The organism is Mesorhizobium sp. Arg314, from assembly GCF_053714275.1.
The window spans coordinates 18602-36568 of record NZ_JBSKBP010000033.1 but is presented as its reverse complement, the minus strand read 5'-3'; the positions used below and the strand labels follow the sequence as shown (position 1 = coordinate 36568).

Below are 17967 nucleotides of genomic sequence, written 5' to 3'. Positions count from 1 at the left end.
TCCACCAGGGCTGAGCCACTCCAAGCGCCGCGCCGCTTTCGCAGCGCACCTAATACCAAAGTCATAATCCCATCGTCGCGGTGCCTTTCGCCCGCCCTTTCTGTCATTTTTTTCTTCGTTGGCTGCGTTTTTCGAGTCCGGGTTCGGAGGAGCGCGGACGATGGCGCGCAGCCACCGAGGACAGACGGGATCTCACGGGAGGATATTTGAATGGCAATGGCTTCGACCGCCGGCGGAACCAGCCGCGGCATGACGCGGGAGGAGAAGAAAGTCATCTTCGCCTCGTCGCTCGGCACCGTTTTCGAATGGTACGACTTCTATCTCTACGGCTCGCTGGCGGCCTTCATCGGCTCGACCTTCTTCAGCCCGACGATTCCGGAGGCGACGCGCAACATTTTCGCGCTGCTCGCCTTTGCCGCCGGCTTCCTTGTTCGCCCGTTCGGCGCGCTGCTTTTCGGCCGCATCGGCGACCTCGTCGGCCGCAAATACACCTTCCTCGTCACCATGACGATCATGGGCCTGTCGACCTTCCTGGTCGGCCTGCTGCCCGGTTATGCGAGCTGGGGCATCGCAGCTCCGGTGATCCTGATCGGGCTGCGCATGCTGCAAGGCCTGGCGCTCGGCGGTGAATATGGCGGTGCCGCGACCTATGTCGCCGAGCACGCGCCCGACGACCGCCGCGGCTTCTACACATCCTGGATCCAGACGACGGCGACGCTCGGCCTGTTCCTGTCGCTGATCGTCATCCTGATCGTGCAGGGATCGCTCAGCAAGGAAACCTACGCCGCCTGGGGCTGGCGCATTCCCTTCATCGTCTCTTTCGCGCTGCTTGCCGTTTCGGTCTGGATCCGGGTGTCGCTCTCGGAGTCGCCGACCTTCCAGCGCATGAAGGAAGAGGGCAAGGGCTCCAAGGCACCGCTGACGGAAGCATTCGGCCAGTGGAAGAACGCCAAGATCGCGCTTTTGGCGCTGCTCGGCCTCACCGCCGGCCAGGCGGTGATCTGGTACAACGGCCAGTTCTATGCGCTTTTCTTCCTTACCAACGTGCTGAAGGTCGACGCGCAGTCGGTCAACATCATGATCGCGATCGCGCTGGCCGTCGGCTCGATCTTCTTCGTCGTGTTCGGCTGGCTGTCGGACAAGATCGGCCGCAAGCCCATCATCATGGCAGGCCTTGCACTCGGCATCGTCGGCACCTTCCCTCTGTTCAAGGCGCTGACCTGGGCCGCCAATCCGGCTTTGGCCACCGCCCAGCAGAACACCCGCGCGACGGTGACGGCTGCACCCGGCGACTGCAAGTTCCAGTTCAATCCGGTCGGCACGGCGAAGTTCACGACATCCTGCGACATAGCAACTTCGTTCCTGACCAAGAACTCGGTGCCTTACGATGTCGTCACGACGGCGGCACCCGGCACGGCGGCCACGGTCAAGGTTGGCAGCGAGACGGTGGAGTCCTATGACGCCGTCGCCGCCGGCGACCAGGCCAAGGCCAAGGAGGCCGCCTTCCAGAAAGCGGTGAACACGTCGCTGCGGGACGGCGGCTATCCGCTGAAGCGTGCCGCGGCCAAGGTTCCGGACCAGAAACTCGACGCCTTCATCGCAGCCAATCCGGAACTGAAGCTCGATGCCGCAGCCATCCGCGGCGGCGAGAAGACGACGGTTGCGACCGACAAGGCGATCACCGACAAGCTCTTGACCAAGGACGAGGCAGCCGGCGCGCCGGACGTCACCGTCTACAACATTCCAGGTGGCGGCCCCTTCGCGATGACCGCCGATCCGGCCGCCATCAACTGGCCGATGACGATCGGCATCCTGTTCCTTCTGGTGCTGCTCGTGACCATGGTCTACGGACCGATCGCGGCGATCCTGGTCGAGATGTTCCCGACCCGCATCCGCTACACCGGCATGTCGCTGCCCTACCACATCGGCAATGGCTGGTTCGGCGGCCTGCTGCCGGCGACGGTGTTCGCGCTCAGCGCCTATAAAGGCGATATCTATTATGGCCTCTGGTACCCGGTGATCATCGCGGCGATGTCGCTCATCATCGGCATGATCTTCGTCAGGGATACGCTCGGTACCGATCTGCACGCCAAGCAGTAGCCGATCGATCATCTGCAACGAAAAGCCCGGCGCGAGTGATCACGCCGGGTTTTTCGTGCGACCGGGAAGAAGCGGTCAGCTCTTGTGCTGCTGGTTCTCTTCCTCGACGGCCGCTTCGTGATACCAGCCATCGAAGTCGGCTTGTTCGCCGCGAAGCGCTGCAAGTTCTGCCGCGAATTTGGCCTTGGCGCCTAAATTTGAGGCAGACTTGCGAGCTGCAAGTGGGAACATCAGGATTTTTGCCGACGAACGCGATGGCGTGACTTGCATGGCCGGTCTCCTTGCTTCCTGGGAAGCTTGTCGATTCACCTTCCCAGCAAAATAGGTCCTGCGATTCCTTTAGGCAATATGACTATGAAAAGATCAGCAAATGCCTAATTTATAAGCAAAAATGGCAACTGAACGATCCGGGCGCATTGCAGAGGCGGCTCAGCAAAATCAACGCTTTGTCATGACCATTTTGCCGCACCCCATGGAATGGGAGTGGCATACGACTTGCATTTTAATCATCGGCAGGCCGGCGCGGTTCGGCCATGCATTGATGCCGCCCACTTGCGGCGTCCTAGCAACGAGAGGCACTGGAATGACCAAGTATAAGCTCGAGTATATCTGGCTCGACGGCTACACCCCGACCCCCAATCTGCGCGGCAAGACCCAGATCAAGGAGTTTGCCGAGTTCCCGACGCTCGAGCAGCTGCCGCTGTGGGGCTTCGATGGTTCCTCCACCAACCAGGCAGAGGGCCGCAGCTCCGACTGCGTGCTGAAGCCGGTGGCGCTCTATCCGGATCCGGCCCGCAGCAACGGTGTTCTGGTGATGTGCGAAGTCATGATGCCCGATGGCGTCACGCCGCATGTATCGAACAGCCGCGCGACCATTCTCGATGACGAGGGAGCTTGGTTCGGCTTCGAGCAGGAGTATTTCTTCTACAAGGACGGCCGTCCGCTCGGCTTCCCGGAGAGCGGCTATCCGGCCCCGCAGGGCCCGTATTACACCGGCGTCGGCTACAAGAATGTCGGCGACGTCGCGCGCCAGATCGTCGACGAGCACCTCGACCTCTGCCTGGCCGCCGGCATCAACCATGAAGGCATCAACGCCGAAGTGGCGAAGGGCCAGTGGGAGTTCCAGATTTTCGGCAAGGGCTCCAAGAAGGCCGCCGACCAGATGTGGATGGCGCGTTACCTGCTGCTGCGCCTGACCGAAAAATACGGCATCGACATCGAGTTCCACTGCAAGCCGCTCGGCGACACCGACTGGAACGGCTCGGGCATGCATTGCAACTTCTCGACCAGCTACATGCGCGAAGTCGGCGGCAAGGCCTATTTCGAGGCGCTGATGGCGCAGTTCGAGAAGAACCTGATGGATCACATCGCCGTCTACGGTCCGGACAACGACAAGCGCCTGACCGGCAAGCACGAGACCGCGCCGTGGAACAAGTTCTCCTACGGCGTCGCGGACCGCGGCGCGTCGGTCCGTGTGCCGCATTCCTTCGTCAAGAATGACTACAAGGGCTATCTGGAAGACCGCCGCCCGAATTCCCAGGGCGACCCCTACCAGATCGCCTCGCAGGTCCTGAAGACGATCTCGGAGGTTTCGACCGACGCGAAGGTTTCCGCCGCAGCCTGACCTGTTTCGGCAGCGCAGGCTGCAAGCCTGTGGCGCGACGAGAACGAAAAAGAAGCTCCGGCGGTAAACGCCGGGGCTTTTTTCGCATGGCAGCTACCGACGAGAGGGCTCTCCCCGCAGCCCGCCACCCGGCAATGACGCCATGCGATTTGAGTGCTGCGACCAGCTTGGCATGCGGCAGGGCAGGGGTGCGACATTGGCGATCATGGCGGTCGCGGCGATCTATTACCTGCTGTTCCCGTCGCGCCGCGCGAACTGGACCCTGCACGGCCCCGACGAGCTTGCGGGATAGGCGTCAGCCCTCCGACGGCCTGTCCTTGCGAGAACCCCGGTGAAAGCCGGGGTTCTTTTTTGCCGCTTGGAAACCATAGGCGCGAAAATCCGTCTCCAAAAATGAAAAGCCCTTGGAAGGGAGAACCTTCCAAGGGCCGAATCGTCTATCCGATCAGAAACTTAGACCGAATAGTACATGTCGTACTCGACCGGGTGCGGGGTCATTTCGAAGCGCATGACCTCGGCCATTTTCAGCTCGATATAAGAGTCGATCTGGTCGTCGTCGAAGACGCCGCCGGCCTTCAGGAAGCCGCGGTCCTTGTCGAGGCTCTGCAGCGCTTCGCGCAGCGAGCCGCAGACGGTCGGGATCTTCTTCAATTCCTTCGGCGGCAGGTCGTAAAGATCCTTGTCCATAGGCTGTCCGGGATGGATCTTGTTCTTGATGCCGTCTAGGCCGGCCATCAGCATGGCTGCAAAGCCGAGGTATGGGTTCGCGCCCGGATCGGGGAAGCGGACCTCGACGCGCTTCGACTTCGGCGAACTGCCGAACGGAATGCGGCAGGAAGCCGAGCGGTTGCGCGCCGAATAGGCGAGCAGCACCGGCGCCTCGTAGCCCGGCACCAGACGCTTGTAGGAGTTGGTGAGCGGGTTGGTGAAGGCATTGATCGCCTTGGCGTGCTTGATGATGCCGCCGATGTAATAGAGGCAGCTCTCAGACAGGCCGGCATATTCGTTGCCGGCGAAGGTCGGCTTGCCGCCCTTCCAGATCGACTGGTGGACATGCATGCCCGAGCCGTTGTCGCCGAACACCGGTTTCGGCATGAAGGTGGCCGTCTTGCCGTAGGCGTTGGCGACCTGGTGCACGACATACTTGTAGATCAGCATCTTGTCGGCGTTGCGCACCAGTGTGTCGAACTTGATGCCTAGTTCGTGCTGGGCGGCGGCGACCTCATGGTGGTGCTTTTCGACCCGCACGCCCATTTCAGCGAGCACGGTCAGCATTTCGGATCGCATGTCCTGGCAGGAATCGATCGGCGGCACCGGGAAATAGCCGCCCTTGATGCGCGGACGGTGGCCGAGATTGCCGGTCTCGTAGTCGGTGTCGTCGTTGGAGGGCAGTTCGGTCGAGTCGAGGCGGAAGCCGGTGTTGTAGGGATCGGCCTTGTACTTGACGTCGTCGAACACGAAGAACTCGGCTTCCGGGCCGACATAGATTGTGTCGCCGATGCCTTCCGACTTCATATAGGCCTCGGCCTTCTTGGCGGTGCCGCGCGGATCGCGATTGTAGGCCTCGCCGGAGACCGGATCGAGAATGTCGCACAGGATGACCATGGTCGACTGGGCGAAGAACGGATCCATGTGGACGGTGTCCGTATCCGGCATCAGCACCATGTCGGACTCATTGATCGCTTTCCACCCGGCGATCGAGGAACCGTCGAACATGACGCCGTCGGCGAACATGTCTTCCTCGACCTCGACGACATCCATCGTCACATGCTGCAGTTTGCCCCGCGGATCGGTGAAGCGCAGGTCGACGAATTTTACGTCGTTGTCCTTGATCTGCTTCATGATGTCTTTGGCTGTCGTCATGTCATTTCTTCCCTGTGTGATGACGTCCGGAATGGATTGAAGGTTCGGGTCAGATGGCGTCGATGCCGGTCTCGCCGGTGCGGATGCGCACGACTTCCTCTATGTTGGAGACGAAGATTTTTCCATCGCCGATGCGGCCCGTTTGCGCCGCCTTGCGGATGGCCTCGATGGCGCCTTCGACGGCCTCGTCGCCGAGCACCACTTCGATCTTCACCTTGGGCAGGAAGTCGACGACATATTCGGCGCCGCGATAAAGTTCGGTGTGGCCCTTCTGGCGGCCGAAACCCTTGGCTTCGGTGACGGTGATGCCTTGCAGTCCGGCCTCTTGAAGCGCTTCCTTCACTTCGTCCAGCTTGAATGGCTTGATGATCGCTTCGATCTTTTTCATGTAAAAAGTGGCCTCCACTGCCAAGAAGACGGGTTGTGTGCCCCGCTTGCGCCTCCATCAAGCACGAACCGTGCCAATCCTGAGGAGTGCAGGCGGTGAGGGGCGTTTTCGACCCCATGCCGCATTCGGATGCAAATTCGCGTCATCCGCTGCATCGGATGCGTCATGGACGCCCAAACCCTATACATCGCTCCTCCTCACGTCTGCGCAAAAAATGGGCAGGCAGCGCAATTTGCAGGCAGACCCCCTCCCGGATACGACCTCGTTAGCAAGATGACGCGCGGTCGCGGTGGTTTGCTTCGAACCGAAAACTGGACAATGCTTGATCGCATGAAGATCGGCAATCCCATGCGCAATGAACTTCTTTCCCCGGCCGAAATGGCCACGGCGGACAGGCTGGCGATCGCGGCCGGGCCGCTCGACGGCTACGGACTGATGCGACGCGCCGGCGAGGCGGTTGCCGCGGTGATGCTGGCGCGCTACCCGGCGTCGGCACGGGTGCATGTGATGTGCGGCCCCGGCAACAATGGCGGTGACGGTTATGTCGTGGCGCGGCTGCTGGCCGAGGCCGGCGTCAGCGTGGCGCTGTGGGTAACGAGCGAACCGCGGGCGGGCAGCGACGCCGCGCTCGCGGCCGCCGAATGTCGGATCGAGCGGCGGCCATTGTCGGCTTTTCAGGCGGAACCTGGCTCGCTCGTGGTCGACGCGCTCTATGGAGCCGGCCTGTCAAAGCCGCTCTCGGGGGATGCCGCCAAAGCAGTTCAGGCAGTGACCGAGCTGGATCTGCCGGTGGTGGCCGTCGACCTGCCTTCGGGCGTTTCCGGTGACAACGGCGAAGTTCTCGGCGCGGCATTTCGCGCGATCCTCACAGTGACCTTCGCACGAAAGAAGCCCGGACACCTGCTGCTGCCCGGCCGCGAGCGATGCGGCGAGATCGTGTTGGCCGACATCGGCATTCGTGACGAGATTATCGATGAGCTCGCGCCACGAGCCTTCGAGAACCGACCCGGGCTCTGGATCGCGAGCTTCCCTGTGCCGGCCGTCGACGCGCACAAATACAGGCGTGGTCACACGAGCGTCTTTTCGGGCGGACCATCCGCGACGGGCGCGGCACGCCTTGCGGCACTTGCGGCAGCCCGAAGCGGGGCAGGGGCTGTCACCGTGCTCTCTCCGGCGAACGCCATGCAGGTCAACGCTGCGCATCTCACTTCGATCATGCTGCGCAAGGTCGACGCGATCGAGGATGTGCATGACCTTATCGGCGATCGCCGGCCGTCGACCTTTGTCCTCGGTCCCGGCTTCGGCATCGGCGACAAGGCGCGCGATTTCACCCTTGCAGTGCTTGCCGGGAAACGGCAGGACGGCGGTGTCGAGGGCCTTGTGCTCGACGCCGACGGCATCACGTCTTTTCGCAATGCGGCCACGACGCTGTTTGAGGCTGCCGGCAGGCCGGACGCGCCGGCGCTGGTCATGACGCCGCATGAGGGCGAGTTCGGCAGGCTGTTTCCGGACATTGCAGGCGACAAGGCACTGTCCAAGCTGGCCAAGGCACGTGCCGCCGCAGAGCGTTCCAACGCCGTGATCGTCTATAAGGGCGCCGACAGCGTGATCGCATCGCCGGATGGCCGCGCTGCGATCAACAGCAATGGCGCGCCGTGGCTTGCCACCGCCGGTTCGGGCGACGTGCTGGCAGGCATTATCGCCGGCTTGCTTGCTCAAGGCATGCCGGCTTTCGAAGCGGCTAGCGCCGGGGTCTGGATACATGCCGAAGCGGGCAGCCGTTTTGGGCCGGGTTTGATAGCCGAAGACCTGCCCCTGGCTATGGTGCCGGTGCTGCGGGAGTTGATGGAGTGCGCCCGATGAGCGGCCGGTTTTCCAGATGCGCATCACAGCCATGGACGACCACGGCTCGCGCGAGCATGGGCGCCGGCTTTGGCGCGGCAGCCGAGGAATAGGTCAGGCCTCCTGCCCGGAGCGCGATTGCGCCACGGCGTCGGCCAAAGCGGCAAGAACGCGTTCCTCGCTGACCCCTCGTATGTCGTAGACCCAGCTTGGCGTCGAAATCGGCGGCTCGAGATAGCGGACCTGGTCGTTCACCGGTCCGGTCTCGTAGGAACGGTTCGATCCGAAGATGAGCACGCATGGTCCGCCCAGGGCAGCGGCCGCATGGCAAAGCCCCCCATCTACGCCGAGGAAGACAGTCGAGGCGGCGATCTGGCAGATGGCGTCGGTGAGTTGCGGTGTCAATGTGAAATCCACCGCCTCCGGGAGCGCAGCCCGGATCTGGGCGGCGGCCTCGCGTTCCCGCGGGCCGCCGATGAGCCAGACCGACCAGCCGCGCCGGGCGTGATCCTTCGCTACCGAGATGAAACGCTCCGCCGGCCATGAGCGGAAGTTGGTGAAAGCGGCGGTATAGAGCGTCAGCGCCGGCCTTGCTGGATCGATGCCGTGCCGGGCGCGCCAATCAGAAAGTTCCGCGGCCGAAACCGCCATCTGCGGCGCAGGCAACCGCATGTCATCGCCAGGCTTCTCACCCAGCATCGCGATCGCGCAGACCTGCTCGGACAATCTTGTCTTGCGCGGGCCGAAAGCCACGAAGCTCTTCGGCCAGCCCGCCGGCAGGCGGTTGATGATGCCGAACTGAAACTCGCGCGGATAGCCGATGCGTTCCGGTATGCCGGCCAGCCATGGCACAAGCGCGGCCTTGGTGCTGCTGGTGAGCATTCGGCCGGGGAAAATAGGCCGCCTGGTAGTTCTCCTTGCGGATTTCGCGCGCCAGGCCTGCCCGTTCTTTCAGCCCCGGCCTCCAGTGCTTCCCGACGATCCAGGTCTTGCGGATAGGCGGCATCAACCGCGCCAGCGGCGCGGCAAGCGGCGAGGTGGCGACGTCGATCGGATGTCCGGGAAACTTCTCAGCGAGGATCTTGGATTGCCGAATGGCAACGGATGAAGTCACCGATCGCCGGCAAGCAGAAGACGAGGATGGGACGCAACAGGCGCTACCTTTTCGATCCGGACCAAGCGCCGCCAATGGCGAGCATGCCGGTGATTTGTCACGGAAGCGCTTCGCCATCAAGGATGCGGGCATAGAGTTCCAGATAGGCTTTCGCCGTCTTCTCGATCGGGAACCTGTCGGCGGCCGACTGGCGGCATCGTCGCGCCGACAGGCCTCCGACCTGGGCAAAACCGCGCCCGAACTCCTCGTCGGTCTCGAAGAAGCGGCCGGTATCCGCATCGACGGTTTCCAGGAGCGCGCCGCGCGGCGTGGTGAGCACGGGCGTGCCGCACAGCATGGCCTCGACCTGCGCCATGCCAAAAGGCTCTTCCCAGGAGATCGGGTTGAGGAACGCCTTCGATGCCCCCAGCAGGCGCAACTTGTCCTGGCCATCGACCATGCCGTGAAACCGGTAGCGGGCGGAAAGGCTCTTGAAGAACACGCCCTCGCGACGCGTCTTGCTGCGGCCGAGCAGCTTCCAGCGCGATCCGCCGGCGATATCGAGGGTGAAATCGAACTTACTGGCAAGATCCACCGCCCGGTTCAACCCCTTTCCGGCCCGCGCGATGGCCGCCATGAAGAACAGGTGGTCGTTCTTCGAAGGCGCCAGCCGGTAGGCGTCAGCCGGAAACCCGTTATAGACGAAGGTCTTGCGGCCGTGCAGCGCGGCATGGCGGGCGCTGAGGAAGTTCCAGTTTGACTGCGGCCGCGGGTAATCCGGAAGATGGCCGTGCTCGGTGTTGAGCGTCGGGAAGGGGACCTCGACCTTCCAGGCGTGGAGGTTGACGATCTGCGTGTCGCGCGGGATGGCCGACCTGCATTCGGCATCGCTGACCGCATGCCTGACCTCGCACATCGGATGCGACGATCCCGGCGCGGCGATCAGGACGACATGGTGTCCGAGCCTGACCAGTTCGGTGATCAGCCATTCGACCTGGCGTTGCGTTCCGCCATAGCCCTTGGCTGGAATAAGGCTCTGAGCTGCAAGGGTTATTCGCATTTCTTGTCGGTGCAGCTTCTCACAACGGAATGTTGTCGTGCTTCTTCCAGGGGTTCTGCATATCCTTGTTGCGCAGCATGCGCAGCGCTCGCGCCACGCGCCGCCGTGTCGAATGCGGCATGATCACCTCGTCGACATAGCCGCGTTCGGCGGCCACGAAAGGCGACAGGAAGCGATCCTCGTAAGCCTTTGTATGTGCGCCAATTTTCTCCGGATCGCCGATATCCTTGCGATAGATGATCTCGACCGCGCCCCTTGCGCCCATCACGGCGATCTGTGCCGTCGGCCAGGCATAGTTCATATCGCCACGCAAATGCTTTGACGCCATCACGTCATAGGCGCCGCCATAGGCCTTGCGGGTGATGACGGTGATCTTCGGCACGGTCGCCTCGGCATAGGCAAAGAGCAGCTTGGCGCCGTGCTTGATCAGCCCGCCATACTCCTGCGCGGTGCCTGGCAGGAAACCCGGTACGTCGACGAAGGTGACGATCGGAATCGAAAAGCAGTCGCAAAAGCGCACGAAACGCGCCGCCTTGCGGCTGGCGTCGGAATCCAGCACGCCGGCGAGCACCATCGGCTGATTGGCGACGAAGCCCACCGTGCGGCCTTCGACCCGGCCGAAGCCGGTGACGATGTTTTTGGCAAAGCTCTGCTGTATCTCGAAGAAATCGCCTTCGTCGGCAACCTTCAGGATCAGCTCCTTGATGTCGTAGGGCTTGTTGGCATTGTCGGGGATCAGCCGGTCGAGCGACAGGTCATGGTCCGTCACCGACTGGTAGCATTCGACCTCCGGGATCTCGGCCGTGTTGGATGCCGGCAGCAGGTCGATCAGCCGGCGCATCTGCAAGAGCGCCTCGACATCGTTGTCATAGGCGCCGTCGGCGATCGAGGATTTGGTGGTGTGTACACTGGCGCCGCCGAGGCTTTCGGCCGTTACCGTCTCATTGGTCACCGTCTTCACCACGTCCGGCCCGGTGACGAACATGTAGGAGGTGTCGCGAACCATGAAGATGAAATCGGTCATGGCAGGCGAATAGACGTCGCCGCCGGCGCAGGGACCCATGATCAGCGAAATCTGCGGGATGACGCCTGAGGCAAGCACGTTGCGCTGGAATATCTCCGCGTAGCCGCCGAGCGCCGCCACGCCCTCCTGGATGCGCGCGCCGCCGGCATCATAGAGGCCGATGATCGGCGCGCGGTTGCGCAGCGCCATCTCCTGGACCTTGATGACCTTTTCGGCATGCGCCTCCGACAGCGAACCGCCGAACACGGTGAAATCCTTGGCGAAGATATAGACCGGGCGCCCATTGACGGTGCCCCAGCCGGTGACGACGCCGTCTCCGGCGATCTTGGTCTTCTCCATGCCGAAATCGGTCGACCGGTGCTCGACATACATGTCGAACTCTTCGAACGAGCCCTCGTCGAGAAAGATCTCGATACGCTCGCGGGCGGTGAGCTTGCCCTTCTTGTGCTGCGCCTCGATGCGGTCCTTGCCGCCGCCCATGCGGGCGATCTCGCGGCGGCGCTCGAGTTCCTTCAGCACGTCCTTCATGGTCGGTCTCCTGCGCGGGCTGCAAATGTGGTAATGACGCGTGCGGGCGAGCGCAAGCATTGCGTTTCAGCAGCGCCCCACGCGATCGCCGCTGCGCGATACGCCTTGGCAGTCGTTCGCCAGATATGGCAGAATGAGCCAATGAAGAACAACGTAGAAATATCCGAAGACTTGAATCGTCGGATCGAAATGTGACCTCCCGGTTGACGCTCACCCGTGACCAAATCATTGAGGATGCACTCTCCCATGGCCGTTCTCTGGCGTGGCAAGAAAAGTGGATCGCCGGCGTCCAAGCGGGGATCGAGTCCGCCGATCGTGGTGACTTCGCAAATGAGGAAGAAATAGCAGTCGTATTGAATAAATACGGTCAGGCATAACGCTCTGTGCGAATTGTCTGGACCCGACACTATCTGACCGAGCTTGCATCAATCGGCGACTACATCGCCCAATATAACCCAAGGGCTGCCGCCCGAATCGTCAATGAGATTCACTCAAAGACCGCACGGTTATTGTCCGCCAATCCGTTCATCGGACGGGTTGGTGAGATCAAAGGCACTCGTGAACTGGTGATCCCGGACACACCCTACCTCGTTGCATATCGAGTGGGGCGACAATCAGACAGAAATTCTGTTCGTTCAACACGGTGCTAGGAAATGGCCGGATGAAGTTTAATGAGAGAAACTCCGCCACTTTTTAGCTGTTTTGCTGCGTTGCAACATGAAGCCCTTGCATTTCAAGGCGAACTCGGCCATATGCAGCTTCATAGGCGCTTGGGCCGGACTCACCGGCCTTCTCGACGAATGAGACTGGTTGCGTCTGTTTTCCCTCTTTTCGGCACTTCGGCCTCGGCCGATCGGCAAGATGGCGAAAAAGCCCCGAGGCATGATGCTTGCGGGCACGACAGCGCAGCCGAGCGGACGCGACGCGTCCGCCGCCTTGTCGTTCCATGACAGTTTATCCGACGGCAGGTTGCGCCCTGCCGCCATTGATGTTTGCGGCCACAGGCCGCGTGAAAGAAGATTATTTTGACCAATGAAAACTCCGCGGAACTGAACGGTTCCGCCACACAGCTCTCGGGCTTTGCCGCTCTGGGAATTTCGGGCGCGCTGCTCAAGGCGACCCATGCCGCGGGCTTTGCCGATCCGAAGCCGATCCAGACGCAGGCGATCCCGCCGCAGCTCGAAGGGCGCGACATTTTCGGCATCGCCCAGACCGGTTCGGGCAAGACGGCGGCCTTCGCGCTGCCGATCCTGTCCAAGATCATCGGGCTCGGCACCAAGCGGCGTGCCAAGACGACGCGGGCGCTGATTCTGGCGCCGACGCGCGAATTGGCCGTGCAGATCGAAGAGACCATCAAGATCCTGGCCAAGGGCGCTCATGTCTCCACCGCGCTCGTGCTGGGCGGCGTTTCGCGCTTCAGCCAGGTGAAGAAGATCGCGCCGGGCGTCGACATCCTGATCGCCACACCGGGCCGGCTGACAGATCTGGTGCGCGAGGGCGATCTCATCCTTGCCGACACCAAATGGCTGGTGCTCGACGAAGGCGACCGCATGCTCGACATGGGCTTCATCAACGACGTCAAGCGCATCGCCAAGGCGACCGCGCCCGACCGCCAGACTGCGCTGTTTTCGGCCACCATGCCGGATGAGATCGCCGAGCTCGCCAAGGGCCTGTTGAAGAACCCGGTCCGCATCGAGGTCGCGCCGCAGAGCACGGCAGCTGCCGAGATCGTGCAGAGCGTGGTGCTTGCGCGCACCAAGCAGAAGCGCCAGGTGCTGTCCAAGATGCTGGCCGACGAGGCGATGCGCTCGGTGATCGTGTTCTCGCGCACCAAGCACGGCGCCGACCGCGTCACCAAGGACCTCGCCCGCGACGGCTTCGACGCCGCCGTCATCCACGGCAACAAGTCGCAGAACGCCCGCCAGAAGGCGCTCAACGATTTCCGCGACGGTTCGGTGCGCATCCTGGTCGCGACCGACATCGCGGCGCGCGGCATCGACGTGCCCGGCATCAGCCATGTCGTGAATTTCGACCTGCCGGACGAGGCTGAAAGCTATGTCCACCGCATCGGCCGCACCGGCCGCAACGGCAGGGACGGCATCGCGATCACGCTGTGCGATCCTTCGGAGAACGCCAAGCTGCGGCAGGTCGAGCGTATCATTCGCGCCAAGCTGCCTGTCGTCGCCGACCATCTCGGCAGCCCGGATCCGCAGCGCGACCCCAAGGAAAAGGCCGAGCGCCATTTCGAACCGGCCAATGACCGCGAGCATCATGGCGGCCGTCGCGACGGGCGTCGTCCCGGCAACAACGGATCCGGCAAGCAGCGATTTGGCGGCAAGCCTGGCGGTGAGCGCCAATTCGCGTCAAAGCCGCAGGGCGAGCGTCCGGCAGGCACGCAGCCGAGTGGCGAGCGCAAGCCCGATGGTGGCTTCAAGCGTTTCAAGGGCAACAACAAGCGCCGCTTCGGCGGCAAGCGTCCGGCCAATCGGGCGGCCTGAGTTTCCTCGCTCGATCAAATCGAAACGGCCGGAGCCTTCGCTCCGGCCGTTTTTCATTTCACTGGCTTGATTGCTGCTGCATCAGCGCCTTCACCCACACCACGATGCGCTGCGTGAGAAAGGCCGTGGTCTGCGGCGACAGCACATCGCCGGCGATGACGTGATTGTCCGGATCGCCGGTGTCGTCGACCGGCACCAGCTCGTGCGGGGCACCCCAGCGCCCGGCGATCTCGCGCGTCCGATCGGGCCGCACCACCTTGTCGGAATCCGAGAAGATGAACAGGGCAGGGATTTTTGCCTTCTCGACCGGCGCGGCATAAGCGAGCTCGGTGAGCGCGGCCATCGGCAGCACCGCCTTCATGGGGTATTTCGTGGTCCAGAATTTTTCGTGGAGCGCGTTGCGCGCCGGGAAACTGCGCTCCTTGCCGCCGACAAGCTCGGCGAGCTGCCCACCCCAGGGCATGGTCAGCAACTCGGCGCCGGAGGCCTTGACGCCGAAATTCGGGGATATGAATGCGACCGCCGCGACGCCTTTCGAAGCGTCCGGCTGTGTCGCCGCCCATGCCGCCAGCGAGCCGCCGGTCGAGGTTCCGATGACGATCACCTTGTCGCCGATGTCGCGGCCGATGGCCAAAGCCTCCTCATAGTCGTTGACCCAGGCATTGACGCTGCCTTCGGCCATGGCCGCGCCGTCCTGGCCGTGACCAGTCAGGCGGGTGTAGAAGAGGTTGGCGCCCAGTTCATCCGCAATGTCGTCCGGCAAGGGGCGGACCTCGCCCTTCGAGGCGGAAAACCCGTGGATGTAGACAATGGCCAAAGGCGTCTTGGCATGGACCATCGGGTTCGCCCAGATGATTTCCTTGTCGAGCCCGTCGCGGATGTTAGGTACGGCAGCCTCTTCACGCGCCAGATAGGCCTGCGGATCGTCGCCGATCACCGACGGATTGAACCGGATTGTCGTATCGACCGGCACGCGGGGGCCGAGGAAGAAACCGACTACCAGGACGACTGCAAGACCAAGCACCGCAAGCACGATCCGCCGCCCCATTACAGTCTCCAGGCAATGATTCTCAACCTATGGCCGTCCCTGACGGCAAGCAATCGCTGTTTCGCCGGCTTATGTCGCCTTGTCGCGGGACGGATCTTTGTCGCCAGGCAGCCTGCGATCGAAATACAACGGCCGCCCCCACCAGCTGGTGGTCAGGCCGATGACAAAGCGGCCGATCGGCCGCGGCAGCAGGCCGAGCAGCTTCAACGGCAAGCTTATGCGGTGCGGGAAGGTGACTTCGAAGCCGCCCTTCTTGATGCCGCGGGCCATGCGGCGCGACGCTCGATGCACGGGCATGAGACCCGGCATCGGCAGCTTGTTCTTTTCGGTCAGCGGTGTGTCGACGAACCCCGGATTGATGACCTGGACGCGGATGTTCATCTTGTCGAAGTCGTATTTCAACGACTCCGCCAGGATGTTGATCGCGGCCTTGGTGCCGCCATAGGCCGCTGTTGTCGGCCAGCCGGAATAGGCGGTGACCGATCCGACCAGAACGACATGGCCGCGTCCGCGTACCCGCATGTGCTCGACGACGGGCACCACGCCGTTGACGATGCCGAAATAGTTCACGGCAAAGGAACGGTGGAAATCGCGCACAACCAGATTCTCGCCGGGTGTGGCGATATAGTTGCCGGCGTTGAAGACGGCAAGCACGATGGGCCCCATCTGCTCCTCGATTGCCGCCGCCGTGCGCGCCATGCCATGCTCGTCGGTCACGTCGCACGGAAAGGACTTCACATGTCCAGACATTTGCGCCGTTTCGACGATCAGCGTGTCGGCCCGATCTTCCGGCAGCGAAGTCACAGCGACGGCATAGCCTTGATTGGCGAGATCCTTGGCCAATGCGCGGCCAAGGCCGCTGCTGCCGCCCGTGATCCAGGCGACACCGTCCTTCGGATTGGCCCGGTAGAGTGTCATGCGATGTCCTGTGAATGTTAGGGCTTGCTCTAGCGGCGAAGAAATCGAATGAAAAGAGCGCTTTTGCGCTTGGCGTCGAAATGATCGCGAGCATTGCAGCGTCTGGAATGCGACTGGACCAGGCAAAATCTTGCCTTGAAACCGCGGCGTCCGGTTTTTAGGGTCTCGCCGCACACATAAAGGAATCCCGCATGCCCCGTTCTGTGATCGAAGCGATCGGCAACACGCCCCTGATTCGGCTCAACAAGGCTTCGGAAGCGACCGGCTGTGAGATCCTCGGCAAGGCCGAGTTCATGAATCCGGGGCAGTCGGTGAAGGATCGGGCCGGCCTGTTCATCATTCGCGATGCCGAGCAGCGTGGGTTCCTCAAGCCTGGAGGGCTCATCGTCGAAGGCACTGCCGGTAACACCGGCATCGGCTTGACGCTGGTCGCCAAGGCGCTCGGCTACCGCACCGTGATCGTCATCCCCGACACGCAGAGCCAGGAAAAGAAGGACGTGATCAAGATCCTGGGCGCGGAGCTCATCGAGGTGCCGGCCGTGCCCTACAAGAACCCCAACAATTACATAAAACTGTCGGGCCGCCTTGCCGAGCAACTGGCGCGATCGGAGCCGAACGGCGCGATCTGGGCCAACCAGTTCGACAATGTCGCCAACCGCGACGGCCATATCCACACGACCGCGCAGGAGATCTGGGCTCAGACCGGCGGCAAGATCGACGGCTTCGTCTCGGCCGTCGGCTCCGGCGGCACGCTCGCCGGCGTTGCGATCGGGCTCAAGGGCAAAAGCAAGGATGTAAAGATCGCGCTAGCCGATCCGCTGGGCGCCGCGCTCTACAGCTTCTACACCAGCGGCGAACTGAAATCCGATGGCAGCTCGATCACCGAAGGTATCGGCCAGGGCCGCATCACCGCCAATCTCGACGGGTTCACGCCGGACCTCTCCTACCAGATCCCGGATGAGGAAGCGTTGCCCATCATCTTCGACCTGATCCAGGAAGAGGGGCTCTGCGTCGGCGGCTCGACCGGCATCAACATCGCAGGCGCCATTCGGCTGGCGCGCGAGCTCGGCCCTGGCCACACCATTGTGACAATCCTCGCGGACTATGGGACACGCTATCAGTCGAAGCTGTTCAATCCGGAATTCCTGCGCAGCAAGAATCTTCCGGTGCCGGGCTGGATGGAAGAGAAGGCCGACATTTCGGTGCCGTTCGAAAAGGTGGCATGATGGCCCGGAAAACCGTGGCGCTGTTTCGTGACGACGCCTATCAGAAGACGGCGGAGGCCGAGGTCGTCGCGGTCAACGACCGTGGCGGCATCCTCCTCGACCGTACAGTCTTTTACGCAACGTCCGGTGGGCAGCCGGGCGACACCGGGATGTTCGAGCGAGCCGACGGCGGCCGCATCGCGATCGCCGCCACGATCACCGGCGAGACCAAGGACGAGATCATCCACGTGCCGGCGGCGGATCAGGCGCTGCCGTCGGTCGGTGAAAAGCTGAAGCTTCTTATCGACTGGGAGCGGCGGCACCTTTTGATGCGCATGCACTCCGCCTGTCACCTGCTGACCGTGGTCTGTCCATTTCCGATCACCGGGGCGGCGGTCGCCGAAAACGACAGCCGTGTTGACTTCGACATTCCCGACGCCGGCTTCACCAGGGAGGATGTGACGGCTCGGCTGATGGAGCTGGTGCGCGCCGACCATCCGATCTTCACCCGGCTGATCACCGACGACGAGCTCGCCGCCAATCCCGGCCTGGTCAAATCGAAAAACGTCCGCCCGCCTGTTGGCACCGGAAAAATCCGACTGGTCTGTATCGGCGACAACGGCTCGATCGACAGCCAGCCATGCGGCGGCACGCATGTGAAATCGACCGGCGAGGTCGGCGAGATCCATATCGGCAAGATCGAGAAGAAAGGCCGCGAGAACCGACGCTTCCGCATCCGCTTCGGGCCGATGCCGGCGAACTGAACGAGCGCGGGG

The 17967-nt window shown here is 62.6% G+C and carries 16 protein-coding genes and 1 pseudogene; 9 read left to right on the top strand and 8 right to left on the bottom strand.

The annotated features are described in order from the left end of the window. Positions 1-210 precede the first annotated feature (210 nt). A complete protein-coding gene (locus tag ACWGS9_RS26315; protein WP_454508004.1) occupies positions 211-2100 on the top strand; it encodes an MFS transporter in 1890 nt (629 codons plus the stop codon). A gap of 75 nt (positions 2101-2175) precedes the next feature. On the opposite strand, the gene ACWGS9_RS26310 is transcribed toward ACWGS9_RS26315, so the two are convergent. Then, positions 2176-2370 carry a DUF2735 domain-containing protein gene (locus ACWGS9_RS26310; RefSeq protein ID WP_454508003.1) on the bottom strand — a complete coding sequence of 65 codons (195 nt, stop codon included), beginning with the start codon at positions 2368-2370 and terminating at the stop codon, positions 2176-2178. A gap of 313 nt (positions 2371-2683) precedes the next feature. On the opposite strand from ACWGS9_RS26310, the gene ACWGS9_RS26305 reads away from it, so the two are divergent. Both ACWGS9_RS26305 and ACWGS9_RS26300 read left to right on the top strand, forming a co-directional pair. After that, positions 2684-3724 (top strand): glutamine synthetase beta-grasp domain-containing protein, encoded by a 1041-nt coding sequence (locus ACWGS9_RS26305; protein ID WP_454508002.1) that lies wholly within the window; start codon positions 2684-2686, stop codon positions 3722-3724. A gap of 142 nt (positions 3725-3866) precedes the next feature. Next, positions 3867-4016 (top strand): hypothetical protein, encoded by a 150-nt coding sequence (locus ACWGS9_RS26300; RefSeq protein ID WP_454508001.1) that lies wholly within the window; start codon positions 3867-3869, stop codon positions 4014-4016. A gap of 161 nt (positions 4017-4177) precedes the next feature. Here the strand turns inward: ACWGS9_RS26300 and glnA are convergent, their stop codons facing one another. Together glnA and ACWGS9_RS26290 are read right to left on the bottom strand one after the other, a co-directional pair. Further along, positions 4178-5587: a type I glutamate--ammonia ligase gene (glnA, locus tag ACWGS9_RS26295; RefSeq protein ID WP_224509847.1), complete on the bottom strand. Its 1410-nt coding sequence runs from the start codon at positions 5585-5587 to the stop codon at positions 4178-4180. Between the two features lie 49 nt (positions 5588-5636). Continuing rightward, a complete protein-coding gene (locus ACWGS9_RS26290) occupies positions 5637-5975 on the bottom strand; it encodes a P-II family nitrogen regulator (protein WP_018428041.1) in 339 nt (112 codons plus the stop codon). A gap of 348 nt (positions 5976-6323) precedes the next feature. Between ACWGS9_RS26290 and ACWGS9_RS26285 the strand changes: the two genes are divergently transcribed. Beyond that, positions 6324-7838, top strand: a complete 1515-nt coding sequence (locus tag ACWGS9_RS26285; protein WP_454508014.1) for an NAD(P)H-hydrate dehydratase — start codon at positions 6324-6326, stop codon at positions 7836-7838. Between the two features lie 93 nt (positions 7839-7931). On the opposite strand, the gene ACWGS9_RS26280 is transcribed toward ACWGS9_RS26285, so the two are convergent. The 3 genes from ACWGS9_RS26280 to ACWGS9_RS26270 all read right to left on the bottom strand — a co-directional run bounded on the left by ACWGS9_RS26280 (position 7932) and on the right by ACWGS9_RS26270 (position 11522). After that, positions 7932-8699: a glycosyltransferase family 9 protein gene (locus ACWGS9_RS26280; RefSeq protein WP_454508000.1), complete on the bottom strand. Its 768-nt coding sequence runs from the start codon at positions 8697-8699 to the stop codon at positions 7932-7934. A 329-nt stretch (positions 8700-9028) separates the two neighbouring features. Beyond that, complete coding sequence (locus tag ACWGS9_RS26275; protein ID WP_454507999.1) at positions 9029-9970, bottom strand: glycosyltransferase; 942 nt, start codon at positions 9968-9970, stop codon at positions 9029-9031. Positions 9971-9989: 19 nt separating this feature from the next. Continuing rightward, on the bottom strand, positions 9990-11522 hold the full coding sequence (locus ACWGS9_RS26270) for an acyl-CoA carboxylase subunit beta (RefSeq protein ID WP_454507998.1): 1533 nt from the start codon (positions 11520-11522) through the stop codon (positions 9990-9992). Positions 11523-11663: 141 nt separating this feature from the next. Between ACWGS9_RS26270 and ACWGS9_RS26265 the strand changes: the two are divergent. The 3 genes and pseudogenes from ACWGS9_RS26265 to ACWGS9_RS26255 all read left to right on the top strand — a co-directional run bounded on the left by ACWGS9_RS26265 (position 11664) and on the right by ACWGS9_RS26255 (position 14020). After that, positions 11664-11899 (top strand): annotated as a pseudogene (locus tag ACWGS9_RS26265) (transcriptional regulator). Positions 11900-11905: 6 nt separating this feature from the next. Then, positions 11906-12172: a type II toxin-antitoxin system RelE/ParE family toxin gene (locus ACWGS9_RS26260; protein WP_454507997.1), complete on the top strand. Its 267-nt coding sequence runs from the start codon at positions 11906-11908 to the stop codon at positions 12170-12172. A 375-nt stretch (positions 12173-12547) separates the two neighbouring features. Then, on the top strand, positions 12548-14020 hold the full coding sequence (locus tag ACWGS9_RS26255; RefSeq protein WP_454507996.1) for a DEAD/DEAH box helicase: 1473 nt from the start codon (positions 12548-12550) through the stop codon (positions 14018-14020). A gap of 58 nt (positions 14021-14078) precedes the next feature. On the opposite strand, the gene ACWGS9_RS26250 is transcribed toward ACWGS9_RS26255, so the two are convergent. Both ACWGS9_RS26250 and ACWGS9_RS26245 read right to left on the bottom strand, forming a co-directional pair. Continuing rightward, positions 14079-15068, bottom strand: coding sequence for an alpha/beta hydrolase (locus tag ACWGS9_RS26250; RefSeq protein WP_454507995.1), 990 nt, complete (start codon positions 15066-15068; stop codon positions 14079-14081). Positions 15069-15137: 69 nt separating this feature from the next. Next, positions 15138-15986 (bottom strand): SDR family NAD(P)-dependent oxidoreductase, encoded by an 849-nt coding sequence (locus tag ACWGS9_RS26245; protein ID WP_454507994.1) that lies wholly within the window; start codon positions 15984-15986, stop codon positions 15138-15140. Positions 15987-16177: 191 nt separating this feature from the next. Between ACWGS9_RS26245 and ACWGS9_RS26240 the strand changes: the two genes are divergently transcribed. Beyond that, positions 16178-17212 (top strand): cysteine synthase A, encoded by a 1035-nt coding sequence (locus ACWGS9_RS26240; RefSeq protein ID WP_454507993.1) that lies wholly within the window; start codon positions 16178-16180, stop codon positions 17210-17212. Continuing rightward, positions 17212-17955 (top strand): alanyl-tRNA editing protein, encoded by a 744-nt coding sequence (locus ACWGS9_RS26235; protein WP_454508013.1) that lies wholly within the window; start codon positions 17212-17214, stop codon positions 17953-17955. The genes ACWGS9_RS26240 and ACWGS9_RS26235 overlap by 1 nt, the downstream gene beginning before the upstream one ends. Positions 17956-17967: the final 12 nt, after the last annotated feature.

Bases quoted from the DNA above. Each gene is read 5' to 3' on its own strand.
- ACWGS9_RS26315 (WP_454508004.1), top strand. From the start codon at position 211: ATGGCAATGGCTTCGACCGCCGGCGGAACCAGCCGCGGCATGACGCGG.
- ACWGS9_RS26310 (WP_454508003.1), bottom strand. From the start codon at position 2,370: ATGCAAGTCACGCCATCGCGTTCGTCGGCAAAAATCCTGATGTTCCCA.
- ACWGS9_RS26305 (WP_454508002.1), top strand. From the start codon at position 2,684: ATGACCAAGTATAAGCTCGAGTATATCTGGCTCGACGGCTACACCCCG.
- ACWGS9_RS26300 (WP_454508001.1), top strand. From the start codon at position 3,867: ATGCGATTTGAGTGCTGCGACCAGCTTGGCATGCGGCAGGGCAGGGGT.
- glnA (WP_224509847.1), bottom strand. From the start codon at position 5,587: ATGACGACAGCCAAAGACATCATGAAGCAGATCAAGGACAACGACGTA.
- ACWGS9_RS26290 (WP_018428041.1), bottom strand. From the start codon at position 5,975: ATGAAAAAGATCGAAGCGATCATCAAGCCATTCAAGCTGGACGAAGTG.
- ACWGS9_RS26285 (WP_454508014.1), top strand. From the start codon at position 6,324: ATGCGCAATGAACTTCTTTCCCCGGCCGAAATGGCCACGGCGGACAGG.
- ACWGS9_RS26280 (WP_454508000.1), bottom strand. From the start codon at position 8,699: ATGCTCACCAGCAGCACCAAGGCCGCGCTTGTGCCATGGCTGGCCGGC.
- ACWGS9_RS26275 (WP_454507999.1), bottom strand. From the start codon at position 9,970: ATGCGAATAACCCTTGCAGCTCAGAGCCTTATTCCAGCCAAGGGCTAT.
- ACWGS9_RS26270 (WP_454507998.1), bottom strand. From the start codon at position 11,522: ATGAAGGACGTGCTGAAGGAACTCGAGCGCCGCCGCGAGATCGCCCGC.
- ACWGS9_RS26250 (WP_454507995.1), bottom strand. From the start codon at position 15,068: ATGGGGCGGCGGATCGTGCTTGCGGTGCTTGGTCTTGCAGTCGTCCTG.
- ACWGS9_RS26245 (WP_454507994.1), bottom strand. From the start codon at position 15,986: ATGACACTCTACCGGGCCAATCCGAAGGACGGTGTCGCCTGGATCACG.
- ACWGS9_RS26240 (WP_454507993.1), top strand. From the start codon at position 16,178: ATGCCCCGTTCTGTGATCGAAGCGATCGGCAACACGCCCCTGATTCGG.
- ACWGS9_RS26235 (WP_454508013.1), top strand. From the start codon at position 17,212: ATGGCCCGGAAAACCGTGGCGCTGTTTCGTGACGACGCCTATCAGAAG.